We start from the raw sequence: 5,598 nt of genomic DNA on the forward strand, positions 1-5,598 counted from the left end.
TCGTAATGCCTCCAGCGGCGATCGCCCCCAAGATCCAAACCGACAGCGGCAGCGCAATGATCGGTTGACCCAGCACCACCAGGGGAATCACCGTTGCCGCATTTTGTACCGCAAATAGGGCGAGTCCCGCCACAATTAGCAGAATAAGGATAGCCCTGACCATGAACATTGCTCCCTTGGCTCAAACTCCCTGGGGACGGTATGAACATCCATTGTCCCGCTTGACGCCATGCTAGCGTACCTGATTCACAGTGCAGCATCCTCTGAAGTAGGGTTGAGATGCCCGTCCCATCGCCGTAGCGGCACACAGTCAATATCGAGCTGATCCAACACGCGCGCCACTACAAAATCGACCAGATCCTCAATGGTTTGCGGGTGATGATACCAGGCGGGAATCGCTGGCACAATCCGCGCCCCTGCTTCTGCCAGAGCCGTTAAATTCCGCAAGTGGATCAAACTAAAGGGGGTTTCGCGGGGAACTACAATGAGCGATCGCCCCTCTTTGAGCTGCACATCAGCGGCGCGTTCCAGCAAGTCAGAACTTAAGCCCGATGCTAGTTTTGCCACGGTACTCATGGTGCACGGCATCACAATCATCCCCAGTGTCCGAAACGAACCGCTGGCGATCGTGGCTCCTACATCGCCCCACGGATGACACCGCAACTTGCCCTGGGTTGTAACTCCCGCCTGCTGTCGCCAAAACTGCTCTTGCTGGATGGGATCAACGGGCATCCGCATCCCGTTCTCCGCCTGCCACACCATGTGGGTGGACTTAGAGGCGACAACGTCTATGGTGTAATCGGCTTCCAGCAGAAACTTCAGCGCTCGCACCGCATAGATCAACCCAGATGCTCCAGTAATGCCTAAGATGAGAGGACGATTGGACACTAAACCACTCGATAATTGGACTCCATGGTTCAGTGTAAAGGGTTCATCCGCAGACCGCATCCTCAGGCGTTAATCAGTAAGTGCAGGATGGCGCGATCGCGCGATCGCCAGAGTTCTACTCCTCCTCATCGTCTTCCATATCCGGGCGATCGAAGATTTCTTCTGGCTCTAGATCGTCATCATCGGTGGCCTCGCTACCCCCGCCCACGGCAACCAGATCAATTTGCTGGCGGTAGTAATCGACGCTCTTAACATGAACTTCGACGCGATCGCCCAGGCGGAACTGCTTCCGATTCTTGCGACCCACCAGCTTTTGCTGCCGCGCCCGATACTCATACCAGTCGTCTTTGAGAGAACTCACGTGAACGAGACCTTCCACCAGCAGTTCTTCGATTTCTACGAAGAACCCGTAGGACTGGACACCCGTGATTAAACCATGGAAGACTTCGCCCGTATGCTGCTGCATAAACCCAGCCTTCTTCAGTCCTTCCAGATCGGCCTCGGCGTCCTGAGCCAGCTTTTCTCGCTCAGTTAAGTAACCCACAACCATAGCAAAGTCTTCTTCAAACTCAAGCTGAATTTCTGGAGGTAAGACGTTCCAGCTTACCTGCTGATGACAAGAGCTATGGCGAATGTCAACGCTGTCCTTTGACCGCGAGGAACGGCGATCGCGCCCATGCTCAAAAATAGCGTGCAGCACTCGGTTCACCAGCAAATCGGGATAGCGGCGCATCGGTGACGTGAAATGGGTATAGCCGTTATCCAGCGCCAAACCGAAGTGGGTTCCGGGCGTGGTGCTGTAGGCCGCAGGCTTGAGGGTATCCAGCAAAAGATACGTGAGAACTTTCTCCGCCTTAGATTGCTGGAATGAGTGGGTCAAGCGCTGATAGTGACTGGGACGCACTTCCTCATCTTCGCCCAGCGGATCCTCAATTCCCATGTTGCTGATCAGTTTGAGCAACTCCTGCACGTTATTCAAGTCCGGTGTGCGGTGAACCCGATAAATGGCGGGAACCTTCAATGCACTGAGATGCTCTGCCACGACCTGGTTGGCTAACAGCATAAACTCAGTCACAATCGAACGGGCAGGCAGCATCGAAGACACCACCATCGTGCCTAATGCGCCCTCATCGTCGTATTGGAACTTCGGCGATAGGTATTTGCCCAAGGTCGTATTGGCCTCCTCTGGACAAATGCGTTCGGGCAAATTGATTTCAAACGCACCCCGATGGCGACGCTGCTCACGCACCGCTTGGCTCAACCGATAAAGCTGATCAAGCGTTTCGTAAATCGGGACAAATTCCTTCAGTTCGCTCAAGGGGGGCAGATCGTAAACAATTTCACTCTCTAACGTAATGGATTGTTCCCGCTGCAAGATGGCGTGAGCCTGCTGATAATCAATCTGATAATCGACCGAGATCACCGTAGGCTGGATTTCGTACTCCAGAACTTTTCCGTGGTCATTGAGGGTCACAAGCACCGAGATGGCGAGTCGATCCTGTTCCGGGATTAGCGCACAGGTCTGATGTACCTTCTCAGGCAACATCGGCAGCACCGTCCCCCCTAGGTAAATGGAGGTTCCTCGACGACGGGCTTCAATGTCCAATTCTGATCCCGGTTCTACATAGTGAGACACATCGGCAATGTGAACGCCGAGTTGCCAGTGTTCATCGCCATGCTTTTCGAGGGTGAGAGCGTCGTCAAGGGCAATATGGGATGAGCTATTGGATCCCACAATGGTGATCGTCGGCAGATGGCGTAAGTCCATCCGAGTCTTCAAATCCGACTTTTTGAGTTTGACAGGAAGTGCTTTGGCCTCTTTCAACACCTCTTCAGGAAAGGCTTGGGGCAGATCATGCTTACAGCAAACGATATCGATATCCGATGCGGCTTCAGCGTCACTTCCCAAAATTTGAGCCACTTTTCCAAGGGGTAGCGATTGCCCTAGGGGATAGCGGGTAATTTCAACGTGTACTAGCTGATCAACCGCTTCATCGAGATCCACGCCATTGTTGGCAGGTTTTAAGTCCAACTCGAACAGGAGGCGATCGTCTAACGGGACAGCCCGATAGCCGCCTCCGTTGTCATCCGCCTTCCGGACGCGAGCGAGAACTGAGGCATTGGCTCGTTCCATAATCAGCCGCACTTCCCCTTCAGGGCTACGGCGACGGGTGCCTTCTTTAGTAACGCGAACCAGAACGCGATCGCCATTCCATGCCGTATTCAGTTGACTTTCACGAATGTAGATATCATCAGAGCCTTCAATGTCCTGAATCGCAAAGCAAAAGCCCTTACTTGAGCAGCGAAGCTTGCCCTCAACGACGTTATCTTCATGAATACGGCGATATTTGCCCCGTTCCTTCACTAGGATGCCAATTTTTTCCAATGCATCTAGCGCAATCTGGAGTCTGCGAATGCTAGCATCGTCATCGCAGTTCAGCTTTTTTTCGAGAACCTTCGGAGCAACTAGCTTGTCATCAGAAAAGTTGGCCAGCAGCGTCGCAATTGAAAACTTCATGTAGCGCTTTGTTCCTTACGAATTCGTTCAGCAGTTCACGCGGGGCGTCCTAATCCTACGTCCTAACGGTCTTGCGTACCTCGGATTGACTGGTTTCACCATCCGTCTGAGCAGGACATGCGCTTGCAAGTGTACGCATAACCCTGTGCAAAAAACCAGATCGTCGAGCATATTCCGTCGCTGTGGATTCGGTGCGTCCAATACAAGTTCGGTGCAGTTGGTTGACGGAATTTTGCACCATAACCAATATCTTATTTATTTTTATCTCTTTTTTACCGATCTTCGATAGGATTTCGATCCAATATTCCGTATTTTGTTACTGAATATTACTGACGCTGCCCGGTAACGATGTAGGCGACACGCTTACCAATGTTCGTGGCATGGTCGGCCATCCGTTCCAAGTGCCGAATCGCTAACACGAGCAAAACGACAGGTTCAATAGACATCTGGGGCTGGGTATGATGCACTAGGAGATCGTAGAGTCTTTCGTAGTCGGAGTCTACATCGTCGTCAACAACTTTCATTTCTAAGGCTGACTCGGCGTTCAGATCCGACAGGCACGCCAGACTCATGGCCAGCATAGCAAGGCAACGGTCGGACATACGCCGCACGTCATCGAGGTAGGGCAGAGGTGGGTAGGGAAAAAGCTTAATCGCAATTTCGCCTAAATTGTCCGCATAATCACCAATCCGCTCTAGATCGCGGATGAGCTGCATCATGGCACTCAGCAAGCGCAGATCTTGGCTGACCGGCGCTTCCAAAGTCATTAAGTTGACACAGTCTACTTCGATTTGGCGATAGAGCTGGTCGATTTGCTTATCTTGAATCGCGATGCGTCGGGCTGCGTCTAAATTCCGTTCAAACAGTGCTTTGCGGGCGAGCCAGCATGATCCTTCAACCAGTGCTCCCATGCGCAGCACATCACGCTGGACACGGCGCACCTTTCGTTCAAACTGCAACCGAGGGTGGGGAGAAACGCTCAATAGGGTTACCGAGAAAATTTAATAAAACGTTTTGAATCTATATGGATTCAGTGTATACGGATTTCTTTGGGAATAGGAAAACTGGCGATCGCCCAGAGTCCCAACTTCGATGGGGATACCTTTTACTGTTATGAGAGCAAAAGCAAATATTGTTACATCATGTGACAACTTGTTCCGGATTGCAGTGATTTAGCCGACATTAAGGAACGTTGGTGGATACCAAATTTTAACGAAGTCATCACAGTTGTTATTCATTCAAGGAGCGTTTTGTATGCCCCTCGCTGATACTCAGATTTTTGTAGCACTGGTTATTGCTCTGGTTCCTGGCATCCTCGCCTTTCGCCTAGGTACAGAACTTTACAAGTAGGCAACAGCCGTCGTACTGAACTGTTTGAACGTTGAGGCTAGGATGGAAGAGGTTCTTCCGCACCTGGCCTCATTTTTTATGCTTTCCTATGGTTGCAATTGCTGAAGCAAATGCTTTTCGCTTATATAGCTTTGTACACCTCCGCTTTTTTGTGTACGGATGTTGATTTGTTCCATAAATCTGGGAAAAATTAAGCTCAAGGGAGCTATATTAACAGTCAGATCGTCTATAGTTTGATCGCTTACCAGATGTAGGGTTGCCCCATGTACGCTCCTCAGCCATCCCGATCTCCCATCCGTCGTCCTGATGCTAGATCATCCTCTGATCAAGGGCGATCGCCGCATCGTGCTCATCACGATCGTCAGCATCACGCTCGTCAGGATGTGGCGGTAGAGGTTGGAGCAAAGTTGGCTGTTAACCTCACATTGGCTGTGATTGCACTGGTTTACTTGGGTCGTTTGCTCAATTACAACCTGACCCAGAAACAAAAGCTTGAGCATTTACAGGCTGAGGTGGTGGCTGTCGATGAGCGGGTTAGCAAACTTCGTGATCAGTTTTCGATACAATTTGACCCCCATCAAACGCAGCAACTGGTTCGCCAGCAGCGTCATCGGATCAGCCCCAATCAAATGCAGGTTATTTGGACGACCCCTCCGGTAACAGCTCCGTCCCCCGACGCGACTCAGCCAGCTCCACCAGAGTCGGATGCAACGGTGATCTCGTCACAGCCCTAATCGTTGAAATCCACAGGGTATGACGATTACTGTTGGGCTGGCTAGGATTCATGGAGTGACGTACTCCCGACACCGATGCAAACATACGGTGCGGGCTTCTCCCACCGG

Annotated in this window: 6 protein-coding genes; 2 read left to right on the plus strand and 4 right to left on the minus strand. The window is 51.5% G+C overall.

Going from position 1 to position 5,598, the window contains the following annotated elements:
* The 4 genes from IGR76_08660 to phoU form a co-directional block, all read right to left on the minus strand.
* Positions 1-163: LapA family protein (locus IGR76_08660; protein ID MBF2078577.1), on the minus strand; the 163-nt coding region annotated here is incomplete at its 3' end.
* A gap of 83 nt (positions 164-246) precedes the next feature.
* Complete coding sequence (locus IGR76_08665) at positions 247-948, minus strand: UbiX family flavin prenyltransferase (protein ID MBF2078578.1); 702 nt, start codon at positions 946-948, stop codon at positions 247-249.
* 55 nt (positions 949-1,003) lie between these two features.
* A complete protein-coding gene (locus IGR76_08670) occupies positions 1,004-3,406 on the minus strand; it encodes a VacB/RNase II family 3'-5' exoribonuclease (GenBank protein ID MBF2078579.1) in 2,403 nt (800 codons plus the stop codon).
* Between the two features lie 326 nt (positions 3,407-3,732).
* Positions 3,733-4,317, minus strand: a complete 585-nt coding sequence (phoU, locus tag IGR76_08675) for a phosphate signaling complex protein PhoU (GenBank protein MBF2078580.1) — start codon at positions 4,315-4,317, stop codon at positions 3,733-3,735.
* Positions 4,318-4,660: 343 nt separating this feature from the next.
* Between phoU and psaM the strand changes: the two genes are divergently transcribed.
* Both psaM and IGR76_08685 read left to right on the plus strand, forming a co-directional pair.
* A complete protein-coding gene (gene psaM, locus IGR76_08680) occupies positions 4,661-4,756 on the plus strand; it encodes a photosystem I reaction center subunit XII (protein MBF2078581.1) in 96 nt (31 codons plus the stop codon).
* A 263-nt stretch (positions 4,757-5,019) separates the two neighbouring features.
* Positions 5,020-5,490: a hypothetical protein gene (locus IGR76_08685; protein ID MBF2078582.1), complete on the plus strand. Its 471-nt coding sequence runs from the start codon at positions 5,020-5,022 to the stop codon at positions 5,488-5,490.
* The last annotated feature ends 108 nt before the right edge of the window (positions 5,491-5,598 follow it).

Origin of the sequence: Synechococcales cyanobacterium T60_A2020_003, assembly GCA_015272205.1 — a bacterium.
In the GTDB taxonomy this organism is placed as follows: Bacteria; Cyanobacteriota; Cyanobacteriia; order RECH01; family RECH01; genus JACYMB01.